Origin of the sequence: Thermobifida alba, assembly GCF_023208015.1 — a bacterium.
In the GTDB taxonomy this organism is placed as follows: domain Bacteria; phylum Actinomycetota; class Actinomycetes; order Streptosporangiales; family Streptosporangiaceae; genus Thermobifida; species Thermobifida alba.
Map to the genome: position 1 here is coordinate 4,804,196 of NZ_CP051627.1, position 21,214 is coordinate 4,825,409.

Below are 21,214 nucleotides of genomic sequence, written 5' to 3' on the forward strand. Positions count from 1 at the left end.
CCGCATAGTATGGACGACAGTGCCGGTTGGGGGAACACGCCGTCTTGGGGTGAAAGCGCCGTGGTCGGCTCCAAATTACCGCGCACCGCCCGTTTCCACCGGCCCGACCGCCGACAGACACCCTTTTGCGACCTGGACCTGAAGCCATGCCTGCTGAGCTCACCTTCGTAGCGCCGCGCCGGGCCAAACCCCCCCGGCACCTCGCCGACCTCGGTCCCGACGAGCGTCGGGAGGTGGTCGCCGGCCTGGGGGAGAAGCCGTTCCGCGCCAAGCAGTTGGCCCAGCACTACTTCGGCCGCCTGGAGTCGGACGCCACGCGGATGACGGACCTGCCGGCCGCCTCGCGCGAACGGCTGGGCGAGGCGCTGCTGCCCCGCCTGCTCACCCCGGTCAAGCACGTCACCTGCGACGGCGGAATGACCCGCAAGACGCTGTGGCGGGCCTTCGACGGGGTGCTGTTCGAGTCGGTGCTGATGCGCTACCCGGACCGGGTCACCCTGTGCGTGTCGTCCCAGGCGGGCTGCGGTATGAACTGCCCGTTCTGCGCCACCGGGCAGGCCGGGCTCACCCGCAACCTGTCCACCGGCGAGATCGTCGACCAGGTCGTCTCGGTCGCCCGTGACCTGGCGCGCGGCGAGGTCGCGGGCGGTCCCGGCCGGATCAGCAACATCGTCTTCATGGGGATGGGCGAGCCGCTGGCCAACTACCGGCGGGTGCTGGAGTCGGTGCGCCGGATCACCGACCCGGTGCCCGACGGTCTGGGCATCTCCCAGCGGGGCGTCACCGTCTCCACGGTGGGGCTGGTCCCGGCGATCGAGAAGCTCACCGCGGAGCGCCTCCAGGTGCGGCTCGCGGTCTCCCTGCACGCTCCCGACGACGAGCTGCGCGACGAACTCGTTCCGGTCAACAACCGGTGGAAGGTCGCCGAGGTCCTGGACGCCGCCTGGCGGTACGCCGACACCACGGGGCGCCGGGTGTCCATCGAGTACGCCCTGATCCGGGACATCAACGACCAGCCCTGGCGCGCCGACCTGCTCGGCAGGCTGCTGGCGGGGCGGTTGGCGCACGTCAACCTGATCCCGTTGAACCCCACACCGGGGTCCAAGTGGACCGCGTCCCGCCCCGAGGACGAACGGGAGTTCGTACGCAGACTCCAGGCGCGCGGCGTCTCGGTGACGGTCCGCGACACCCGCGGGCAGGAGATCGACGGCGCCTGCGGCCAGCTCGCCGCCTCCGGAGCCTGACCGGGGCCGGGCTGCTCACGTGGCCGAGAGCCTCCTGGCCTTCCTCGTCGCGCTGGTCTCCGCGCTGCTGCCGTTCCTCAACATCGAGGTCTACCTGCTCGGTGTGGCCGCGTTGACGGACGGCGGGTGGCTGCTGGCGGCCGCGGTGGCCGCGGGAGCGGGGCAGACCCTGGGCAAGACGGCCTACTACTACCTGGGGCGGGGGGTGCTCACCGTTTCCTGGCTGCGCCGCAGGGGCCGGACGCCCGGGAGGTGGAGCGCGCGCGTCGCGCGCTGGCGGGACAGGGCTCGGGGGCGCCCGGTGTGGACGGCGGGACTGCTCGCGCTCAGCTCCCTGGCCAGTGTGCCGCCGTTCACGGTGATCTCGGTGCTGGCGGGGACGGTCCGGATGCCGTTGGCGGTCTTCGCGGCGGTGACCCTGGCGACCCGTACTGTCCGGTTCGCGCTGCTGGTCTACGCGCCCGGTGCGGTGGCGGCCCTGCTGTGACGCCGGTGCGTCCGGGGCGGTGCTAGCGCGTTCCCCAGGCGTAGGTCTGTTTGCGCAGCTTCAGGTAGAGGAAGGTCTCGGTGGCGGTGACGGTGGGGACCGCGCGGATGCGGCTGAGGATCTTCAGCAGCTGGTCGTCGTCCTCGGCCACGACCTCCACCAGCAGGTCCAGGGAGCCGGCGGTGATGACGACGTACTCGACGCCGTCCAGGTCGGAGATCGCGTCGGCCACGGCGTTGGGGTCGCCGTTGCAGCGGACGCCGATCATCGCCTGGCGTTTGAAGCCCAGCATCATGGGGTCGGTCACGCCCACCACCTGGACCACTCCGCCCTCCAGGAGGCGCTGGACACGCTGTCGGACCGCGGCTTCGGACAGGCCGACCGCCTTGCCGATCGCCGCGTAGGAGCGCCGTCCGTCCTGCTGGAGCTGCTCGATGATCCGCTTGGCGGTGTCGTCGAGGACCACTCCGCCGCCGTTGCGGCGCGGTGCGGGCGCTGACTCCGGTCCTTCGGCCACCTGTTCCTCCGCTATCGGTTGCTTATATCAGTCAAACTTCAGGAATTGGTTGTCCAGGGTACTCCTGGCAACGGAATCAAAAGTTTCCGTAAGTTTCGTGGTGGTCACGAAAACCCTATCGAGGGAACTGGTCGCGTACGGAGTCCAAGGCGAGGAGCGCGACGTGCAGGGACAGGCAGGTCTCCACCGATTCCAGGTCCGCACCGAGAATATGTGAGATGCGTCTCAGTCTCCCGTAGAAGGCGGGGCGCGACAGGTGCGCCCGGGACGCGGCCAGCGCCTTGTTCCGGCCGGCGTCCAGGTAGTGCCGCAGCACCGAGGTCAGGTCCTCGCCGTGCCGGGCGTCGTGGGCCAGCAGCGGCCCCACCTCGCGCTCCACGTAGGTCTGCACCCGCTCGTCGTCGCGCAGCAGGTGCAGCAGCCCACGCAGACGCAGGTCCGGAAGCCGGTGGTAGGGGCGGTCGGCCGCCCGGTGCACGGCCACGTCGCCCACCTGCCGGGCCTCCAGGAAGGAGGCCCGCACCCGGCGGATGTCGTCGGCGGGAGACCCCACCGCGATCACCGTCCCGGGGCCGACGCGCTCGTGGACCAGCGGGGCGAGCCGGTCCAGGCAGCGCTCCACGTCCTCGGCGGCCGACAGGGACAGCAGGACGCCCACCCGGAGGTCGTCGAGCGAGCCCACCAGGGCGGGCAGCCGCAGTTCCCGGCAGACCCGGGCGACACCCTCGGCGGTGTCGGCGAGCCGGGCCTGCACGGCCAGCCCGGTGCCGGCGTCGCGCAGCCGCAGCACCAGGGCGACCAGGGTGCGGCCGGCCAGCGGAACGCCGACGGCGCGTGCCCGGACCAGCGCCTCCTCCGGATCGGTGTAGGAGCGGTCGATGATGCCCGCGATGATCGTGCGGTGGGTCTGGCGTTCCAGACTCTCCTGGTGGCGTTCCAGCAGCCGCCCCAGTGCCAGCGTCGTCGCCGCGCGCTCCACCAGCGTGGTCTGCAGGGAGGTGGGGGAGGCGCCGCAGACCAGGATGAGCCGCCCCCAGTCCTGGCCGCGCGCGCCCACCGTGGTGACCAGCCAGCCCGTCGCCGGTTCGTGGACGGTGCGCCTGGTGGACCGCACCGACCGGGACCTGCTCTCCCAGGAGGCCAACAGGATGCCGGGGTCCTCGCCGTTGAGGTCGCAGGCCAGCACCTGGTGGGAGAGGTTCTCCAGGAGCACGGGGCAGCCCGACAGCCGGGCCACCTCCCGCAGCACCCGGTCGGGCGGCGCGCCCTCCACGGACAGGTCGGTGAAGACGGTGTGCAGCCGTTCCGAGGCGCGCAGCTCCTCCAACTGCTCGCTGAGCACGCGGCGGTGCACCGCCTCGGTGATCTCCACGAACCGGGTCTCGCGGTGCAGGCAGATCACGGGCACGCCCGCCTGGCGGGCCGCCTCCACCAGCGCGTCGGGCAGCCGCCGCCGGTACTTGCGCCCCAGCTCCACGGCGATCCCGCTGACCCCGGCCCCGGCGAGGTCGGTGACGTAGCGGCGCAGCGCCTCGGTGTCGTCGGGCAGCGCGATCCCGGTGGTCAGCACCAGTTCGCCGCCGCGCAGCAGGTGGGCCAGGTCGGTGACCTCGGCGACGTGCACCCAGCGCACGGGCGCGTCGAGCCGGTCCGCCCCCGTCACGACCCGGGGGCGGGCACGCCGCACCACGGGCAGGTCGAGCACGTCGGCGAGGGAGGGCAGCACGGGCCGAGTGTACAGACAGCAGCCGCCGGACGGTTGACACCATGTCAACCGGAGGGGCCGGAAATCGCCACTGTGCCGCTGGCCAAGGCGGGAGGCAGCGGTGAGACTGGGGGCATGTCGGAACTGCTCGCGCGCCACCGCGCGGTCATGCCCTCGTGGCTGGCCCTGTACTACGAGACGCCCATCGAGATCGTCAGCGGCAAGGGGAACCGGGTCGTCGACGCCGACGGCAACACCTACCTGGACTTCTTCGCCGGGATCGTCACCAACATGCTCGGCTACGACGTGGCGGAGGTCCGGGAGGCCGTGGAGGCCCAGCTGGCCCGCGGCGTCGTGCACACCTCCACCCTGTACCTGCTGCGCGGACAGGTGGAGCTGGCCGAGAAGATCGCCCGCCTCTCCGGCATCCCCGACGCGAAGGTGTTCTTCACCAACTCCGGCACCGAGGCCAACGAGACGGCGCTGCTGCTGGCCACCCACGCACGCGGCAGCGACCAGGTGCTGGCCCTGCGCAACAGCTACCACGGACGCTCCTACGGCACCATCGCGGTCACCGGCAACCGGGGCTGGAAGAACTCCTCGCTGTCCCCGCTCAACGTGCACTACCTGCACGGCACCGACCGCTCCCACCCGGCCTTCGCGCACCTGTCCGACGCCGAGTACATCGACGTGTGCGTGGCCGACCTGCGGGAGGTGCTCAGCACCACGGCTCCGAACGTGGCCTGCCTGATCGCCGAGCCCGTCCAGGGGGTCGGCGGGTTCGCGATGCCCCCGGACGGGCTGTTCGCGGCCTACCGGGAGGTCCTCGACGAACAGGGCATCCTGTTCGTCTCCGACGAGGTGCAGACCGGTTGGGGACGCACCGGCTCCAGCTTCTGGGGGATCGGCAACCACGGCGTCACCCCCGACGCGATGACCTTCGCCAAGGGGCTGGGCAACGGGTTCGCCATCGGCGGCGTGGTGGCCCGCGGGGACCTGATGGACGCCCTGCCCGCCAACGGGGTCGCCACCTTCGGCGGCAATCCGATCGCCACCGCCGCGGCCAACGCCACCCTCGACTACGTGCTCGACCACGACCTGCAGGCCAACGCGGCACGGCTGGGGCCGCTGGTGCTGGACCGGCTCGCCCCGCTGAGGGGACTGCCCGCGGTGGGCGCGGTGCGCGGCAGGGGACTGATGTTCGCCATCGACATGGCCGACCCGGCCTCCGGCGCCCCCGCTCCCGAACTGGCCGCCGCCGTGCTGGAGGAGACCCGCAGCCGCGGCCTGCTCGTCGGCAAGGGCGGACTGCACGGCCACACCCTGCGCATGGCGCCGCCGCTCACCCTCACCCGGGAGGAGGCCGAGGAGGGGGCGGACATCCTCGTCGAGGCCGTCACCTCGGTCAACGACGCGGCCGCCTGAACCGACGGGGCGCGGCCCCTCCGCACCCGGGCCGTGCCCCCGCCCCGCACACCCTCTCGTCGACGAAGAAGGTTCCGTTGTCTGTCAAGCACGTCTCACACTGGATCGGCGGCAAGCCCTGGCAGGGGCCGTCCGAACGCCGCGGCGACATCTACAACCCGGCCACCGGGCGCGTCTCGGGAACGGTCGACCTCGCCGGACCGGACGAGGTGGCCGCCGCGGTGGCGGCCGCCAGGGAGGCCTTCCCGGCCTGGCGGGACACCTCGCTGTCCCGGCGCACCGAGATCATGTTCGCCTTCCGCGAGCTGGTCCGCGCCCACCGCGACGAACTGGCCCGCATCATCAGCGCCGAGCACGGCAAGGTCGTCTCCGACGCGCTGGGCGAGGTCTCCCGCGGGCTGGAGGTCGTGGAGTTCGCCTGCGGCATCCCGCACCTGCTCAAGGGCGGCTACTCGGAGAACGTCTCCACCCGGGTCGACGCCTACTCCATCCTGCAGCCGCTGGGCGTGGTCACCGCGATCTCCCCGTTCAACTTCCCCGCGATGGTGCCGATGTGGCTGTTCCCCGTCGCCATCGCCTGCGGCAACACCTTCGTGCTCAAGCCGAGCGAGAAGGACCCCTCGGCCCCGGTCCGCCTGGCCGAGCTGTGGGCCGAGGCGGGGCTGCCCGACGGCGTGTTCAACGTGGTGCACGGCGCGAAGGAGGCGGTCGACGCGCTGCTGGTCCACGAGGACGTCAAAGCGGTCAGCTTCGTCGGTTCCACGCCGATCGCGCGCTACGTCTACGCCACCGCGGCGGCCCACGGCAAACGGGTGCAGGCGCTGGGCGGGGCCAAGAACCACATGGTGGTGCTGCCCGACGCCGACCTGGACCTGGCCGCCGACGCCGCGGTCTCGGCGGGGTTCGGCTCGGCGGGGGAGCGGTGCATGGCGATCTCGGCGGTCGTGGCCGTCGGCGGGATCGCCGACGACCTGCTGGCCGGGATCAGGCAGCGGGTGGAGCGGCTGCGGGTGGGCCCCGGGGACGACGCGCGCAGCGAGATGGGGCCGCTGGTGACGCGCGAGCACCGCGACCGGGTCGCCTCCTACCTGGAGGCGGGGGTGCGCGAGGGCGCGACCCTGGCGGTCGACGGCCGCGTGCACCCGGTGCTCGGCGGCGAACGCGGCGGGTTCTGGCTGGGCCCGTCGGTGCTGGACCACGTCACCCCCGAGATGTCGTGCTACCGCGACGAGATCTTCGGGCCGGTGCTGTCGATCCTGCGGGTCGACTCCTACGAGGAGGCGGTCGACCTCGTCAACGCCAACCCCTACGGCAACGGGACCGCGATCTTCACCAACGACGGCGGCGCGGCGCGGCGCTTCCAGAACGAGGTGGAGGTGGGCATGGTCGGCATCAACGTGCCCATCCCGGTGCCGATGGCCTACTACTCCTTCGGCGGCTGGAAGAACTCGCTGTTCGGCGATTCACACGCGCACGGAACGGAGGGCGTGCACTTCTACACCCGCACCAAGGCGGTCACCGCGCGCTGGCTCGACCCCAGTCACGGCGGGGTCAACCTCGGCTTTCCCACCAACGGCTGAGGCTCCGCAACCGTCGAAACGGCGGTCTCGCGCACGAATCGACAGCGGATTCTCCCAGTGGTGATCAGTTGCCCGCTGCTCGGAGTATCGTGGTTGCCGGTTCGCCGCTCCGGGGACTGCCGTTTCGTCCGTGCCCCGGTGAGCGGCGCGGACCACGAGGAGATGCGCCCGATTCCTCTCCCCCCTCCGGGATTAGGGCGCACGGTGAAGGGGTGCTCCGGGCAGCCTCTCCCCCCAGCCCGGAGTACTCCTTCCACCCTGCCACCGCGCCCCGTCGAGGTGCGGCGGCCGGTGCCGCCGTGCCTCCTCCTCCCCGGCGGGAGGGCGCCCGCGGCGGAGCCGAACACCCTCCGGTCAGTGCGTGGCGAGCAGGTGGCGGTCGAAGGGGTCGGTGTGGTGGTCGGCGGCCAGTCGGGCGCACTCGGAGCACCCGTAGACCCGGGTGCCGTCGGGCAGCACCCCCAGTTGCTGGCGCGGCCGCGGCCATCTCGCGTGGCAGACGACGCAGGCATCCCCCATGACCTGCGCGTCGCTGAGTCCTTCCGGTGCGACGACGTAACCGTCGTCCTCGTCTGCGGGCGCACCGCGCTCGCACATGATGCTCAGACCGCTCAACGTCCCTACTCCCCCCGTGGCACAGGACAGTCGCGGATCAAACAGACAGACAGGTGTCGGTGATTGGATTCAACCAGACAGGGTGTGCTCGCTGGATAAAGCAGAGCCAAAACTGTGACCTTGAGCTTAGTGGCGCTGACTCTGCGTAGTCAAAATCGGGGCTGCGTATCGGATCTTCGGCCTCAAGCAGGCACAGACCACTGAAATCCAGTGTCACGCGGGGTATTTCGGCTCGACGGAGAAGCGCCGCAGCGCCAGGGCGGGATTGACCTCGCGGACCTGCGCCACCCGTGCGGGATCCGCCTCCGCCACGGCGACGCCCTCCTGCTCGCCCAGGGACGTCACCACCACGCCCATCGGGTCCACGACCATGCTGTTGCCCGATCCCATCGGCGCACTCTGCCCCGCCGCCGCGACGTAGAGGGTGTTCTCGACGGCCCGGGCGCGTACCAGGAGGCGCCAGTGCTCCTCCTTCAACGGCCCCGGAACCCATGCCGCGCCCACCGCCACCACCTGTGCCCCGGCGTCGGCGAGCCTGCGCGTGACCTCGGGGAAACGCAGGTCGTAACAGGTCTGCAAGCCGAAGACGAGCCCGTCGACGGAGAACACCGCGGGGGCGGTGACCTCCCCCGGACGCACCACCGCCGACTCGGTGAACCCGAAGGCGTCGTACAGGTGCAGCTTGCGGTAGCGGGCCACCAGTGCGGCGTCGGGGCCGACGGCCACCGTGGTGTTGGCGAAGCGCCCCGGCTCGTCCAGCGCCTCGTTCACCCCGGCCACGACGTACACGCCCTGCTCCCGCGCCAGCTCCCGCAGCCCCGACACGTAGCGCCCGTCCAGGGGCTCGGCCGACTCCACGAACCGGTGGTCGATGGCCGGGGCGGTGAACATCGCGTACTCGGGCAGCACCACCACCCGCGCCCCCCGATCGGCGGCCGAGCGCACCAGTTCGGCCGCTCGGGCCAGGTTCACCCGCTTGTCCGTTCCCGGTGCGAACTGCGCGACGGCCACCGCGACCATGCCGACTCCCCGTGTGTGAGCGTTCCGTTGACCGCGACCCTACGCGCTGCACGGGACCACCGGGACAACGGGGCCGGGAACGGGGAGACGGCCCCCACTCGTCTCCACCCGTCCCCGGCCCCGGGAACCGGCCCTAGAGCCGGGCGAAGGCCTCCTCCAGGATGGACAGGCCCTCTTCGAGCAGGTCGTCGCCGATGACCAGGGGCGGCAGCAGCCGGATGACGTTGCCGTAGGTGCCCGCGGTCAGCAGGATCAGGCCGTTGGCGTGGCAGTGCTTGACGATCGAGGCGAGCGCCTCCGGGTTGGGCGTCTTGTCGCCCGCGCCCGCCACCAGTTCGAGCGCGACCATCGCGCCGCGCCCCCGCACGTCGCCGATGACGTCGTACCGTTCGGCGAGCGCGCGCAGCCGGGACAGCAGCACCTCGCCGATGGCCCGGGAACGCTCCACCAGCTTCTCGCTCTCGATCGTCTCCAGCGAGGCGAGCGCCGCCGCGCACGCGGCCGGGTTGCCGCCGTAGGTGCCGCCCAGACCGCCGCCGTGCACGGCGTCCATGAGTTCGGCGCGCCCGGTCACCGCGGCCAGCGGCAGGCCGCCCGCGATCCCCTTGGCGGTGGTGATCAGGTCCGGCACGATCCCCTCGTGTTCGCAGGCGAACAGGGCGCCGGTGCGCGCGAACCCGGTCTGCACCTCGTCGGCGATGAACACGATGCCGTGCGCCCGGCAGAACTCCACCAGCGCGGGCAGGAAGCCCTCGCCCGGCACGATGAAGCCGCCCTCGCCCTGGATGGGCTCGATCAGCACCGCGGCCACGTTCTCCGGGCCGATCTGCTTGGTGATCAGGTCGATGGCCTGGGCCGCGGCCTCGGGGCCGCAGTTGTCGGGGCCGGTCGGCCAGCGGAAGGGGTAGGCCATCGGCATCCGGTAGACCTCGCCCGCGAAGGGGCCGAAGCCCTGCTTGTAGGGCATGTTCTTGGCGGTCAGCGCCATCGTCAGGTTGGTGCGGCCGTGGTAGGCGTGGTCGAACACCACCACCGCCTGGCGCCCGGTGGCGCTGCGCGCGATCTTGACCGCGTTCTCCACCGCCTCGGCGCCCGAGTTCACCAGGATGGAGCGCTTCTCGTGGTCGCCGGGGGTGAGCCGGTTGAGCGCCTCGCACACCTCGACGTAGCCCTCGTAGGGGTTGACCATGAAGCAGGTGTGCGTGAAGCGGGCCAGCTGCTCGCTGGCGCGGGCCACCACCCGCGGGTTGGCGTTGCCCACGTTGGTCACGGCGATGCCGGCGCCGAAGTCGATGAGGCGGTTGCCGTCCACGTCCTCGACGATGCCGCCGCCGGCGCGCTCCACATAGACCGGCAGGGAGCTGCCCACCCCCTGGGCGACGGCCGCGACGCGGCGCTCGTGCAGCGCACGCGACTTGGGACCGGGGATCTCGGTGACGATCCGGCGCTGCTGCGGGAGATCCGCGTGCTCGGTGGCCATGGTTCCCTGCCCTCCTCGTGGTTGTGGCTCGACCATTCGTGGTTGCTGGATCGACAGTAGGCCGAACAACCCCCCTGTTCCCTCGCCGGTATGGATAGAATTCCAGGATGTTCTTGGCCTTTTTGGCAGAACCGCTGTCCTGACGGTCCGGACCCGGTCGAACGAGGAGTGAGCGTGCCGCCTTCCCTGGGAGCGATCCTGCGCACCCCGCGGTTGCGGCTGCGGCTGCTCAACGGTGCCGACAAGCTGGACACCCCGGTGCGCTGGGTGGCCGTCAGTGAACTCACCGACCCCACCCCGTACCTGGAGGGCGGGGAGCTGCTGTTGACCACCGGCCTGCGGTGGAGCCACGAGACCGACGCCGCGTGCTACGTACGACGCCTGGTCGACCGCGGGGTCGCCGGACTCGGCTTCGGGCTCGGCGTCGTCCACGAGCAGGTGCCGTCCACCCTGGTCGAGGCGGTCGCGAGGTTCGGGCTGCCGCTGATCGCGGTGCCCCGCCCGACCCCGTTCATCGCTGTCGGCAAAGAGGTCTCCCGGCTGCTGGCCCGGGAGGAGTACGAGGGGCTGACCAAGGCGTTCGCCGCGCAGCGCCAGCTGACCCGGGCCGCGCTGCGCGGCGCCGAGGCGGTGGTGGACCGGCTCGGCGCGGAACTGGCCGGAGGGTGGGCGCTGCTGCTCACCCCCGACGGTTCACCGCTGCACGCCCGCCCCGCCGAGGCCGCCTCCCACGCCCCGGGACTCGCCGAGGAGGTGCGGCGGCTGCGGGAGCTGCGGCAGCCCGCCAGCGCCTCGCTGGCGGCGGGCTCCGGACACGTCACCGTGCAGCCGCTGGGGGTGTCGGGGCGGGTGCGCGGCTTCCTCGCGGTGGGCAGCTCCCATCCGCTCGGCTCGGACGAACGGACCCTGGTCAACGCCGCCAGCTCCCTGCTCTCCCTGGAGTTGGAACGCGGCAACCCCGCCACCTCGGACCGGCTGCGCGGCGGCCTGCTGGACGCGCTGCTGAGCGGGGCCGTGACCGTGTCCGGCCCGGGGACCGCGGCGCTGCGCGCGGCGCTTCCGGCGGAGCCGGTGGTCGTCGTGGCCGCCGAGGAGAGCCCCGCCGCCGTGTCCTGGGGGCGTGTCGAGGAGGACGGACTGGCGGCCGCGGCCGACGGCCGCTTCACGTTCCTGGGCAGCGCCCGCTCCGATCCGGGGGGACGCCTGGCCGCGTTCACCGGGGGACCGGTGGGCGTGAGCGAGGAGTGCGGCTACGACAGGCTGCCGGAGGCGCTGGCCCAGGCGGAACGGGCCCTGGAGGCCGCCCGGCGCGACTACGCCGCGCTGGTCCGCCACGCCGACCTGCCAGGCGGATTCCTCGGCCTGCTGGACACCCCCGCCGGGACCGGAACGGCCCGGCGGCTGCTCGCTCCGCTGCGCGCGCACCGGTCCGCCCCCGAACTGCTGGCCTCGCTCCGCGCCTACCTGGCCGCCTCGGGACGCTGGGACGCCGCTGCCGAGTCCCTGGGGGTCCACCGGCACACGCTGCGCTACCGGATCGCGCGCATCCGGGAGCTGCTTCCCGGCGACCTCGACGACCCCGACTACCGGGCCGAGTTGTGGCTCGCGCTGCGGATGGCCGAGCGGGAGTGATCCGCCGCGGCCGGTCCGTCCCGGTTTGCCGCTCCCTTGCCCTCCCGTGCCCCGAAACCGGCGGACTGTTCACACAAAGGCCGCTGACCTCATGTTCTGTTGGTGCTCCGGTCCCGTTGGCGGAATGACCGACCGGGTGATCTGTGTTCAAGGTCACAAGAGGGTGGGGCTCGGAACGCGAGGGTGTCGGAGTCGGGAGGACGATGGTCGGGCGTGCGCTGCGAACGGCGGTGGTGGGAGCGAGTGTGCTGGCGGGCGTGTGGGCAGGCGCCCCGGCCGCCGCGGCCGGACAGGACCCGACGGTCGCGGCGGAACTGTCGGACGCCGCGGACCGCGTCTGCCTCGCCGAGATCCGCGAAGCCTGGGAGGCCCCGCAACCCTACGTCCACGACCGGGTCACCGAGGTGCTGCCCGAGGTCACCCCCGAGGCCGTGGCCGAAAGCTTCGAACACGACCGGTCCGTCCGGGTCGCCGTGCTCCCGGAGCCGCACACCGCCCCGGGGGAGCTCGCCGAGCAGCTGCACGCGCAGGGGGACCGGTGGACCGCGGTCCTCTACAGCTGGCAGGACGGCGCCTTCCGGGTCGACACGGTCACCGGCGGCGCACCCCGGGGCGGGCGGGCGCCGACCGGCGTGAGCCACCGGGTCGACGCCGACGACCTGCTCGTCCACATGGAGGCCCTGGCCGTGGTCCTGCGCGGAGAGGTCATCCCCACGGCCGCGCAGGCCCTGGCGGAGACGACGCTGTACGTGGCCCCCGGGCTGGCGACCGACCTCACCGCGCAGCAGGTCGACGACCTCGCCGAGCGGTTCGCCTCGCTGGCCGAACCGGTGCGGGTGGCGCTGCTGCCCAGCGAGGCGGTCGGATACGAGGGCGCGGTGGTGCGCCGGGGCGCCGGCAACGTCGCGGAGCTGGTGCAGGGGGAGCGCGACGCGCCCGTCGTCGTCTACCTGGTGGACGGGGACGGGCACGTCGTCGCCGGTTCCGCGAGCGGCACGGCGGCGGGCAGCCGGTTCGGCCTGACCGGGGACAGCCTGTCCCGGATCACCGCGGCGGCCCGGGACGGCGACAGTGCCGCGGCCACGCTGACCAACCTGCTGGAGCGGCTGGACACGGCGCCCGCCGGGGGCGACGCCGTCGAGCGGGCGGCCGACTTCCTGCGCTACGCCCTCCCGTTCCTGATCGTCCTGGGAGCAGGGCTGGTGCTCGTGCTTCCGGTCCGCCGGGCGGAGGAAACCGTCCGGTCCGAAAGTGGGACGGACGGTGACGCGGTTTCTCCGCCGCAGGAGGACTGAATCTTCCGTCTCTTTCACGGGGTGGCGCAGAGGTAAGCGATCTATGGCGTGATTCCTCTTTTTTGTCGGAATCTCTGCGGGAAGCCGTGCGCCGCGCGTACTCTCGCTGTGTCCCAGAACGGGAAATTCCACGGCGGAGCCGGGGCATTCGCTCCGGAGCGCCGTGCCGACAGGAAGGAGCGCGGTGTCCGGGGCGAGCGAGGAGAAGAGTACGGTCCCGTGCATTCTTGGCGAACATATCGGGCTGATCGCCCATTCTGCCCGTGTCTCGGACGAATGCGGACAAGGGTGTCCGCCTTCTCCCGCGCTGCCGCTGCCCAGGCGCGGCAGCGGACGGAAACGCCTGCCCGCCCCCCGTGATCCGAACCGGCACCGCCCGGACCGGGCCATCCTGGAACGGGTGCTGCACGCGCTGCACTGCCTGGGACGGGAGTGAACCGCGGCGACGGGGTGGAGCCCGGGAAACGGGAGGATGAGCCGCCGCCCCGGGGCCCTCGACGCGGTACGGTGACGGCCGCGCAGTCGGAAACGGATCACGGTATGGAATGACCTCGGCCCGGACGGCGCGAACGCTCTCTACCCGGGATTACCGTTGTTCACACGTGGCGATGCGTTCCGCTGCGGAAAATCGTCCGGAAATTTTTCGCATACGCATCACACGTGGGACGACCGATCGCGAGAATGCGATAAGTCGCTTTGGGTGACTAATTCGTCACTTGACGGTCCGGTTGGGTCGGTCAGTGGGAACAGAGGTGCCACGTGCGGTTATTCCACACATTTCCGCCACCGTTCACGCCGGGGGCACGGTACGGAGCGGGAGGGCGATGAGACCTCGGACGCGCAGGGCGCTGCTTGTCGCGGCCACCGCAGTCCCCGGTGACGCACCCGGGTACGGGGCCGGGGTCCGGTCGGGCGTCGAGGCGCTGGGGTCGGCGCTGACCGACGCGGCGTTCGACGAGGTGCGGGCCCTGGACGACCCGGGGCGCACCCGGATGCTGGAGGAGTTGCGCTCCTTCTTCGCGGTGGCGGAGCCGACCGACGTCCTCCTGCTCGCACTGCACGGCACCGTGGTCCGGGACGGCGACGGCCGACTGTGCTTCCCCGCCGCCCGGGGACGCCGGTTCGCCTCCGGAGCCGTGCGGCTGGACGCCGTGAGCGAGGTGATCCAGTCCTCCCCGGCCCGCGCCACCGTCGTGCTGCTCGACTGCGGCTACAGCGGCTGGTTCGACGACGGGCCGGACGGTTTCACCCCGACGGTCCCCCAACTCGAACTGCGGCGGGCCTTCCCCAGGGAGGGCTGCACCGTCCTCGCGGCGGCGGGAGGCGGACAGCACAGCGCCGGCCCGCTCAGCCTGGGCGTGGCCAGGGCGCTGCGGGGGGCCGCGCCCGACCGCGACGGCGACGGCTGGATCGACACCGCGGACCTGGGCGAGTACCTGGACCGCACCAGCGCCGCGGACCAGCGGCCCGTGCTCGTCACCGCCACACCCCCCGTCCCGCTGGCACGCCGGGCCTGCGGCCCGGCCGCCTTCGAGCGGTCCGGCCACCCCGACCCGCGCTCCCTCCTCGCCGACCTCGCCGCGGTCGAGGGCCTGGACCTGGCCCGGTTCGGCGACACCGCACTGGCCAGCCTCGCCCACGTGCCCGAACCGGGACAGGCCGAACCGGCCATCCCCATCAGCGCGGCCCCGATGAGCGAGGCCCACCACCGGGCGGTGGAGTCGGCGATGAGCCGACGGCTCACCGTCGTGGCCGCCCCGCCCGGCAACGGCGCCGGGACACTGGCGACCGCGGCCGCGCACACCGCCGTCGCCTCCGGGCAGAACGTCCTCTTTGTCGCCTCCGACACCGCCTCCGCCGACGCCTTCACCGTCGACGTCCGAACCGAGCTGGAGACGGCGCACCTGCTCGTGGGCGGGCCGAGCGGCGGACGTTCCCACGGCGCCGTCCACGGCACCCTCCAGGAGCGCCGCACGCGCAGCGAGGAGGAGACCGCGGCGCGGGCGGCGCTGTACCGGGACTGGGCCGCAGTGTGCGTCGCCCGCGCCGCCATCGACGCGATCGCGCGCATCGAGCGGGACCTGGCGCTGCTGGCGGAGGCGCGCGGACAGATCATCGCGGCGGGCTGGGACCCCAGGGCGCTGTTCCGCGGCAGCAGCCCCCGGGAGTGGCTGCGCTGGGCCGAACAGGCCACCCAGCGGTTCCCGTTCCGCCCGCTGCGGCGTTCCGGCGCGCGGCGCAGACTGGCCGCCGCGACCGATCCGGCGCTCCTGGCCCGGGTGTGCCAGATCGCCCGGGTGGAGCAGGAGTGGCGCAACACCCTCGACATCCGGCGCCGCGCGACCGCGCTGGAGGAGCTGTACGCCGACCTGGTGGCGGCGCTGGAGGCGCACCGGCGGTCCAGCGCCGCGTACCTGGCGGTCCAGGCGCGAGCACGCCACAGCCGCGCAACGGACGGCCCCGACCAGGCGGGGGCGACCGCCCCGGTCTGGTCGGTCGCGGTGGGCCGGGCCCGCGACCTGCCGCCCCGGGCGGGCATGTTCGACCTGGTGATCGTCGAGCGGGCGGAGCGGTGCGGCATCGGCGAGGTGCTCCCGCTGCTCTACCGGGCCCGCCGCGCACTGGTCATCGGCGACCCGGCCGCGCCCGCCACCGGAACGGACGGGCGGGGACACGGAGCGGCCGCGGTCCCCGCCTACCGGGCGCTGGCCCGCATCCGCACCGAGACGGGGGGACGGGTGCTCTGGCTCGACGAACACGACCGGTGCCAGCCCGCGATCGCGGCGCTGGCCGACCGGTGCTGCTACGGCGGCAGGACGACCGTGCTCACCGACCCCTGGAACCTGCCCGGCGACGCCGCCCGGCCGGTGCAGTGGCACGACGTGGTCGGCGAGTACGAGGCGGAGGACGGCGGCTCCTACGTCAACCGCGCGGAGGCGCACCGGGTGGCGGCCGTGCTGACCGCGTTGGACGTGCGGCTGCCCGAAGGGGCGACCGTGGGCGTGACCAGCCCGTTCCACGGGCAGCGCGCGCTGCTGCGCAGACTCACCGGCCGCCGCCGCTACTCCCGCGGGATCCGGATCGAACCCCCGCACGCCTTCGGCCTGCGGCCGTGCGACGCGCTGGTGGTCTCCCCCGTGCTGAGCGGGGCCACCCCGCACCGTACGGTGGCGCGGACGCTGGCCGGCGCCCAGTGGTGGCATCCCGTGCTGACCGGGGTGGTCGCGCAGCTCGTCGTGGTGGGGGACCGCGGCTTCTGGACGGCCGGCGGCGGCGTGCCCGAGGCCGTGGCCGAGACGGCCGCGACGGGCACGGCGGAGGCCGACGCGGAGGCTGTGCCGAGTCCGCTGCTGCGCGCCCTCAACGACCTGTCCGCCGAGGTCGAGACCGACGCCGTGGTGGCGGGCTACCGCGTGGACCTGTGCGTGACGGCGCCCGGCGGAAGGGTCCTGGTCCTGGTGGACCGCACCCGGGACGGCCGCGGACTGCGCCGCCTGCTCGACCGGCAGCAGCGGCTGCGGGAGGTGACCGACCTCCCGGTGCTCCGCGTCCCCCTCTGGCGCTGCCTCCACGATCCGGCGGACCTGGCCAAGGAGGTCCTGCTCGGCATGGTCTGACGGCCGGTGCGCGGCCCCGGGGAGGGGGACCCGGTCGCGGACGGGGCCGATAGGGTGCGAAGCGCCGGGAGAGCCGCACACCGCGGCCACGACGGGGAGGAGGCGACGGCACGGTGCCCGAGGGCCACACGCTGCACCGGTTGGCGATCCACTTCACCAAGGCCTACGGCGGGCAGCGGTTGCGCGCCACCAGTCCGCAGGGGCGTTTCACCGACGGGGCGCGGCGGATCGACGGCCGGGTGCTGGGCGAGGCCGAGGCCCACGGCAAACACCTCTTCCTGGGCTTCGACTCGGGCGAGTGGCTCCGCGTCCACCTCGGCCTGTACGGGGCGTGGACCTTCGGTGACGCCGGGGGCGAGCGCAGCCTGGGCGCCCCGCGCACCGAAGCGGACACGGAGCGGACGCTCCGCCGCGACCCGGACGGGTACGTGATCCCGCCGCCGCCCACCGGAGCGGTGCGGCTGCGCCTCGTGGGCGCCGACGGCTGGGCCGACCTGCGCGGCCCCTCCGCCTGCGAGGTGCTGGACCCCGAGGGCAAACGGGCGGTCCAGGCCAGGCTCGGCCCCGACCCGCTGCGCGACGACGCCGACCCCGAACGGGTGTGGCGGACGGTCAGCAGATCCCGCAGCGCGATCGCGGTGCTGCTGATGCGGCAGGACGTCGTCTCCGGCGTGGGCAACATCTACCGCGCCGAGTCGCTGTTCCGCACGGGGATCGACCCCTACCGCGCCGGACGCGACCTGGACCGCACCCGGTGGGACGCGCTCTGGGCGGACCTGGTCCGCCTGCTGCACGACGGAGTGCGCGACGGCCGGATCATCACCACCCGCCCCGAACACCGCGACAACCCCGCGCTGAACCCGCCGCCCCGCGAGGACGCCTGCTACGTGGCCTACCGCGCCGGACAGCCCTGCCGGGTCTGCGGGACCACGGTCCGCTCCGCCGAACTGGCCGGCCGCACCCTGTACTGGTGCCCGGGCTGCCAGACGGGCTGAGCCGCCTCAGCGCGGGGAGACCTCGCTGGTGACCTCCCAGGCGATCTCCTCGGCGAGGTCGTCGGTGAGTTCCGCGCCGGCCAGCCGCTCGGCGAGCAGACGCGCGTGGTAGACCGCGTGCAGGCCTCTGCTCAGGGCCTCCGCCGCGCTCATCACCGCGTAGTCGTCCCACAGGTCCGGGTCGACCGCCAGCACCGCGATGTCGTCGTTGTACGGGATCGCGTCGACCTCGTGCGCCTCGTACAGCTCCCGGATGTGCTCGGCCTCGACCACGGGTACGTCGCGCTCGGAGAGGTAGACCTCCGCCAGCACGTCGGCCTGCTCCGGTTCCAGCGCGGCGGGGTTGTAGCCGAAGTCCGCCGCGTAGGCGGCCAGCCGTTCGGCGATCGCCGCGGTCTGCCGCCGCACCGCTTCGGCGCTGGCGGGCCCGTAACCGGAGTTCCTGACGCGGCCCGCCAGCGCGTGGACGTCCACTGCTGTGCCACTCCTTCGATGACCGTGCCCGTGACAACGGGGTCGAAGGACCATTATCGCCGGGGTCAGCGGCCCTGGAGCGCGTCGATCGCCACCGACATGGCGATCACCAGCCGCCGGTCGACGTGCGGATCGGGGATCTCGATGGTGTAGCGGTCGCGGATGCCCCACCTCTTGTCCACCGAGAACACGACGCTCCCGTCGCGGACGAAGTCGAAGTGGTAGGGCACGAAGGAGAGCGCGTCGACGAAGCGGCGCAGCACGGCGAGCGCGACGTTGCGCTCCTGCCCGGTGGTCTGGGCCAGGCCCGGCTGCTCCAGGTGCCAGGTGGAACGCAGCAGGGACTGCTTGAAGTCCTTGCGGAACAGGCCGATGGGGGCGCCGGAGGCATCGAAGACGTCGTAGGTGGCGCCCAGGTCGATGACGTTGCGCGCCTTGAAGCCCAGGACCGGCGACTGCTTGCTGTCGTCGGTGTAGAGGGTGACCTGCTCCCTGAAGGCCAACCGCTTCTGCTGGGCGAACGCCAGGAGCTGCCCCTCGCTGCCGTCGGGGTTGACGGCGCGGAACTCGTACTGGTTGACCACGGGGCGGATGCGCTGTCGCATGATCATCCGCGGCAGGCTCTGAAGCTGGTGGAAGTCCATGTTCGCCTTCGTTCGGGAGTGTCCGGTTTCGGGAGGGAAACCGCACCTTCCGATGGGCGGACGGGCCACCGGGTTCCTGGTTCGGGGCGTCGATGCGTTTTCGTTACCTTCTGCGGCGGGGGAGGTCACGGCGCGGGACGCACCGGCAGGCCGGCCGCGCGCAGCAGCTCCGTGAACCGCTCGGCGTTGCGCACGGCGTAGTCGCGCAGGCAGTTGTTGAACAGCACGTGCACCGAGGAGGCCCGCTCGGCGAGGGCGCCCACCCGGGGCACCCACTCGGCCAGCTCCTCGTCGGAGTAGCGGTACCCGAACCGCCGCCGCTTGTCACCGCTGGTCCAGTGCTCGGAGCGGCCGTGGAAGCGCACCACCGCCAGGTCGGAGACGGCCTCGGCGAGGGGCGGGACCGAACTGGTGTGGCCCTGCGGCATGTCCACGCACACGTAGGGCAGGTCGTGCTCGCGCAGGAAGCCCAGGGTCCGCTCCCGGTGCTCGGCGTCCAGCCAGGTGCGGTTGCGGAACTCCACGCACACCCGCAGCGGCGCGCACCGGTCCCGGCACTCCAGCAGGTAGCGCAGGTTGGCTTCGCCGTAGGGGAACCACTGCGGGAACTGGAAGAGCACCGCGCCGAGCCGGCCGGAGCGCCGCAGCGGCTCCAACGCGGCCCGGAAGCGCTCCCACACCTGGTCCACCAGAGCCCGCGACGCGTCGCGCAGGTAGAGGTTGCCCTTGCGGTTGATGGCGTTGGCCGCCGCCCCGTGCAGCTCCACCGGGAGCGCCGACACCCGGGTGGGATGGTGGGTGAACAGGGAGAAGGCCTTGATGTTGAAGGTGAAGCCGTCGGGGGTGCGCTCCACCCACAGCCGTGAGACCGACTCGCTGGGAAGCGCGTAGTAGGTGGAGTCGACCTCCACGATCGGGAACCGGGAGGCGTAGTGGCCGAGCCGCCGCTCGGGGGTGGTGGCCTCGTCCGGGTACCAGCCGGACTCGATCAGTGAGGGGTCCGTCCACGACGCGGTGCCTGTTCTGATGTCGCTCATGGGACGAAGTTACCCAGGGTGACCGGTTGGACGCGAGGCTGGGGTCGCCGTCCCGGGAAGCGGGACGGGACGGCGGACACGGCGCGGCCGCCCCGCTCACGCCGAGCTGCGCGCGGCTCCCGAGCCCAGCTTCGCGGGCAGGTCGGAGACGGGCAGGGACGGGTCGGGTTCGGCGACCACCACGACACCGTCGTCGCTCACGTCGCCGGGGCCGGGAATGGTCGTGCCGGGCAGCGAGACCGCCGCGCTCCCCCAGGCCACCGCGCGCCGCAGCCGGTCCTCGGGCGCGGCGTCGTCGAACAGGTAGCCCGCCAGGGCGCTGTCCCCGGCGCCCACGGTGCTGCGCGGCACGACCGGCGGCCCGCCCGCCCACCAGACGCGTTCCGGCTCCACCAGCAGCGCCCCGCAGTCGCCCAGCGTCACCAGCGCCGCGCCGTTGCCCCAGGACAGCACCTCGCGGGTGGCGTCCACGACCTCGCCGAGCGTGGTCAGTTCCCGTCCCAGCAGCTCGGCGAGTTCGTGGTGGTTGGGCTTGAGCAGGTCGGCCGCGCCCGCCCGCACCGTCTCGACCAGCGGCGCACCGGAGGTGTCCACGGCGATCGGGACGCCGTACCGGCGCGCCAGCGCCGACAGCCGCACGTAGAAGTCGGCGGGGGCGCCCTGGGGCAGGCTGCCGCCCGCCACCAGCCACGCCGGACGGTGCCGCAGCTGGGACTCGGCCGCCCGCAGCAGCGCCGCGACCTCGGCCTCGCTGAGGGCCGCCCCGGCGACGTTGAGCTGGGTGGTGGTGCCGTCGGCCTCGGCGGTGGTGATGTTGCACCGGGTCACGGCCGCCACGGGAACCGTCACCGCGGCGATGCCGTGCTCGCCCAGCAGGGCGGTGAGCTGGGCTCCCTCGGCGCCGCCCACGGGGAGCACCGCGACGGTCTGGGCGCCGTGGTTGCGCAGGGCGCGGGAGACGTTGACGCCCTTGCCTCCCGCGTGCGCCATGGCGGTGTGGATGCGCAGCACCGCGCCGCGGACATAGGCGTCGATCTCCAGGGTGCGGTCGACACTGGGATTGGGCGTGACTGTGAGGATCATGCGCGCTCTCTTCTGGGTCGGCGGTGGTCGATCCCGGCGGCTCCCGGTCCGGGCCCGGGCGCTCGCCGGCCCGGGGGGCCGCTCCCATCGTAGACGGAAAGGTCTAAACCAATCGGGGACCGGGGGTGAATTGTGGCCGTACCGGGCACGCCGTCCCGCACGGGCGCCAACGACCCCGCGGCGGGTTAGGGGCGGGCCGGGACCGCGCCCTCCACCGTCCGGAAGCCGACCGGACCGAACACGACACGGAGGCGTTGCGGGCCCCTGCCGTACCGGAAGCCGACACGGATCAGGAATGATCGTTCCCGGGCGCACTACCGGTGCGCCGGACCGGGCAAGCACCGCGCACCCGGTCGAACAGCCA

At 72.9% G+C, this 21,214-nt stretch carries 17 protein-coding genes; 8 read left to right on the top strand and 9 right to left on the bottom strand.

What is annotated here, in order from left to right; genetic code table 11:
• Positions 1-146: 146 nt before the first annotated feature.
• Together rlmN and FOF52_RS21520 are read left to right on the top strand one after the other, a co-directional pair.
• Positions 147-1,244 (top strand): dual-specificity RNA methyltransferase RlmN, encoded by a 1,098-nt coding sequence (rlmN, locus tag FOF52_RS21515; RefSeq protein WP_248591703.1) that lies wholly within the window; start codon positions 147-149, stop codon positions 1,242-1,244.
• A gap of 19 nt (positions 1,245-1,263) precedes the next feature.
• A complete protein-coding gene (locus tag FOF52_RS21520; protein ID WP_248591704.1) occupies positions 1,264-1,731 on the top strand; it encodes a VTT domain-containing protein in 468 nt (155 codons plus the stop codon).
• Positions 1,732-1,753: 22 nt separating this feature from the next.
• On the opposite strand, the gene FOF52_RS21525 is transcribed toward FOF52_RS21520, so the two are convergent.
• Positions 1,754-2,248 (bottom strand): Lrp/AsnC family transcriptional regulator, encoded by a 495-nt coding sequence (locus tag FOF52_RS21525; protein ID WP_248591705.1) that lies wholly within the window; start codon positions 2,246-2,248, stop codon positions 1,754-1,756.
• A 115-nt stretch (positions 2,249-2,363) separates the two neighbouring features.
• The gene (locus FOF52_RS21530; RefSeq protein WP_248591706.1) at positions 2,364-3,974 is read right to left on the bottom strand and encodes a PucR family transcriptional regulator; all 1,611 of its coding nucleotides are present in this window, start codon (positions 3,972-3,974) and stop codon (positions 2,364-2,366) included.
• A 114-nt stretch (positions 3,975-4,088) separates the two neighbouring features.
• Between FOF52_RS21530 and FOF52_RS21535 the strand changes: the two genes are divergently transcribed.
• Both FOF52_RS21535 and FOF52_RS21540 read left to right on the top strand, forming a co-directional pair.
• Positions 4,089-5,378, top strand: a complete 1,290-nt coding sequence (locus tag FOF52_RS21535; protein ID WP_248591707.1) for an aspartate aminotransferase family protein — start codon at positions 4,089-4,091, stop codon at positions 5,376-5,378.
• A 77-nt stretch (positions 5,379-5,455) separates the two neighbouring features.
• Positions 5,456-6,958, top strand: a complete 1,503-nt coding sequence (locus FOF52_RS21540; RefSeq protein ID WP_248591708.1) for a CoA-acylating methylmalonate-semialdehyde dehydrogenase — start codon at positions 5,456-5,458, stop codon at positions 6,956-6,958.
• A 354-nt stretch (positions 6,959-7,312) separates the two neighbouring features.
• On the opposite strand, the gene FOF52_RS21545 is transcribed toward FOF52_RS21540, so the two are convergent.
• The 3 genes from FOF52_RS21545 to gabT all read right to left on the bottom strand — a co-directional run bounded on the left by FOF52_RS21545 (position 7,313) and on the right by gabT (position 10,073).
• A complete protein-coding gene (locus FOF52_RS21545; protein ID WP_425265566.1) occupies positions 7,313-7,564 on the bottom strand; it encodes a hypothetical protein in 252 nt (83 codons plus the stop codon).
• A 222-nt stretch (positions 7,565-7,786) separates the two neighbouring features.
• The gene (locus FOF52_RS21550) at positions 7,787-8,593 is read right to left on the bottom strand and encodes a carbon-nitrogen hydrolase family protein (protein ID WP_248591709.1); all 807 of its coding nucleotides are present in this window, start codon (positions 8,591-8,593) and stop codon (positions 7,787-7,789) included.
• A gap of 133 nt (positions 8,594-8,726) precedes the next feature.
• Positions 8,727-10,073, bottom strand: a complete 1,347-nt coding sequence (gene gabT / locus FOF52_RS21555; protein WP_248591710.1) for a 4-aminobutyrate--2-oxoglutarate transaminase — start codon at positions 10,071-10,073, stop codon at positions 8,727-8,729.
• 174 nt (positions 10,074-10,247) lie between these two features.
• On the opposite strand from gabT, the gene FOF52_RS21560 reads away from it, so the two are divergent.
• The 4 genes from FOF52_RS21560 to FOF52_RS21575 all read left to right on the top strand — a co-directional run bounded on the left by FOF52_RS21560 (position 10,248) and on the right by FOF52_RS21575 (position 17,612).
• On the top strand, positions 10,248-11,705 hold the full coding sequence (locus FOF52_RS21560) for a PucR family transcriptional regulator (RefSeq protein WP_248591711.1): 1,458 nt from the start codon (positions 10,248-10,250) through the stop codon (positions 11,703-11,705).
• Positions 11,706-11,908: 203 nt separating this feature from the next.
• Positions 11,909-13,000, top strand: a complete 1,092-nt coding sequence (locus tag FOF52_RS21565; RefSeq protein ID WP_248591712.1) for a hypothetical protein — start codon at positions 11,909-11,911, stop codon at positions 12,998-13,000.
• 824 nt (positions 13,001-13,824) lie between these two features.
• On the top strand, positions 13,825-16,617 hold the full coding sequence (locus FOF52_RS21570; protein ID WP_248591713.1) for an AAA domain-containing protein: 2,793 nt from the start codon (positions 13,825-13,827) through the stop codon (positions 16,615-16,617).
• Between the two features lie 113 nt (positions 16,618-16,730).
• A complete protein-coding gene (locus FOF52_RS21575) occupies positions 16,731-17,612 on the top strand; it encodes an Fpg/Nei family DNA glycosylase (protein WP_248591714.1) in 882 nt (293 codons plus the stop codon).
• A 6-nt stretch (positions 17,613-17,618) separates the two neighbouring features.
• On the opposite strand, the gene FOF52_RS21580 is transcribed toward FOF52_RS21575, so the two are convergent.
• The 4 genes from FOF52_RS21580 to pfkB all read right to left on the bottom strand — a co-directional run bounded on the left by FOF52_RS21580 (position 17,619) and on the right by pfkB (position 20,850).
• On the bottom strand, positions 17,619-18,086 hold the full coding sequence (locus FOF52_RS21580; protein WP_248591715.1) for a hypothetical protein: 468 nt from the start codon (positions 18,084-18,086) through the stop codon (positions 17,619-17,621).
• 65 nt (positions 18,087-18,151) lie between these two features.
• On the bottom strand, positions 18,152-18,730 hold the full coding sequence (locus FOF52_RS21585; RefSeq protein ID WP_248591716.1) for an LURP-one-related family protein: 579 nt from the start codon (positions 18,728-18,730) through the stop codon (positions 18,152-18,154).
• A 125-nt stretch (positions 18,731-18,855) separates the two neighbouring features.
• Complete coding sequence (locus tag FOF52_RS21590) at positions 18,856-19,767, bottom strand: DUF72 domain-containing protein (RefSeq protein ID WP_248591717.1); 912 nt, start codon at positions 19,765-19,767, stop codon at positions 18,856-18,858.
• A 96-nt stretch (positions 19,768-19,863) separates the two neighbouring features.
• Positions 19,864-20,850 carry a 1-phosphofructokinase gene (gene pfkB, locus FOF52_RS21595; RefSeq protein WP_248591718.1) on the bottom strand — a complete coding sequence of 329 codons (987 nt, stop codon included), beginning with the start codon at positions 20,848-20,850 and terminating at the stop codon, positions 19,864-19,866.
• Positions 20,851-21,214: the final 364 nt, after the last annotated feature.

Coding starts and splice junctions, on each gene's coding strand:
- FOF52_RS21565 (WP_248591712.1), top strand. CDS start 11,909: ATGGTCGGGCGTGCGCTGCGAACGGCGGTGGTGGGAGCGAGTGTGCTG.
- FOF52_RS21570 (WP_248591713.1), top strand. CDS start 13,825: ATGAGACCTCGGACGCGCAGGGCGCTGCTTGTCGCGGCCACCGCAGTC.
- FOF52_RS21590 (WP_248591717.1), bottom strand. CDS start 19,767: ATGAGCGACATCAGAACAGGCACCGCGTCGTGGACGGACCCCTCACTG.
- gabT (WP_248591710.1), bottom strand. CDS start 10,073: ATGGCCACCGAGCACGCGGATCTCCCGCAGCAGCGCCGGATCGTCACC.
- rlmN (WP_248591703.1), top strand. CDS start 147: ATGCCTGCTGAGCTCACCTTCGTAGCGCCGCGCCGGGCCAAACCCCCC.
- FOF52_RS21550 (WP_248591709.1), bottom strand. CDS start 8,593: ATGGTCGCGGTGGCCGTCGCGCAGTTCGCACCGGGAACGGACAAGCGG.
- FOF52_RS21535 (WP_248591707.1), top strand. CDS start 4,089: ATGTCGGAACTGCTCGCGCGCCACCGCGCGGTCATGCCCTCGTGGCTG.
- FOF52_RS21585 (WP_248591716.1), bottom strand. CDS start 18,730: ATGGACTTCCACCAGCTTCAGAGCCTGCCGCGGATGATCATGCGACAG.
- pfkB (WP_248591718.1), bottom strand. CDS start 20,850: ATGATCCTCACAGTCACGCCCAATCCCAGTGTCGACCGCACCCTGGAG.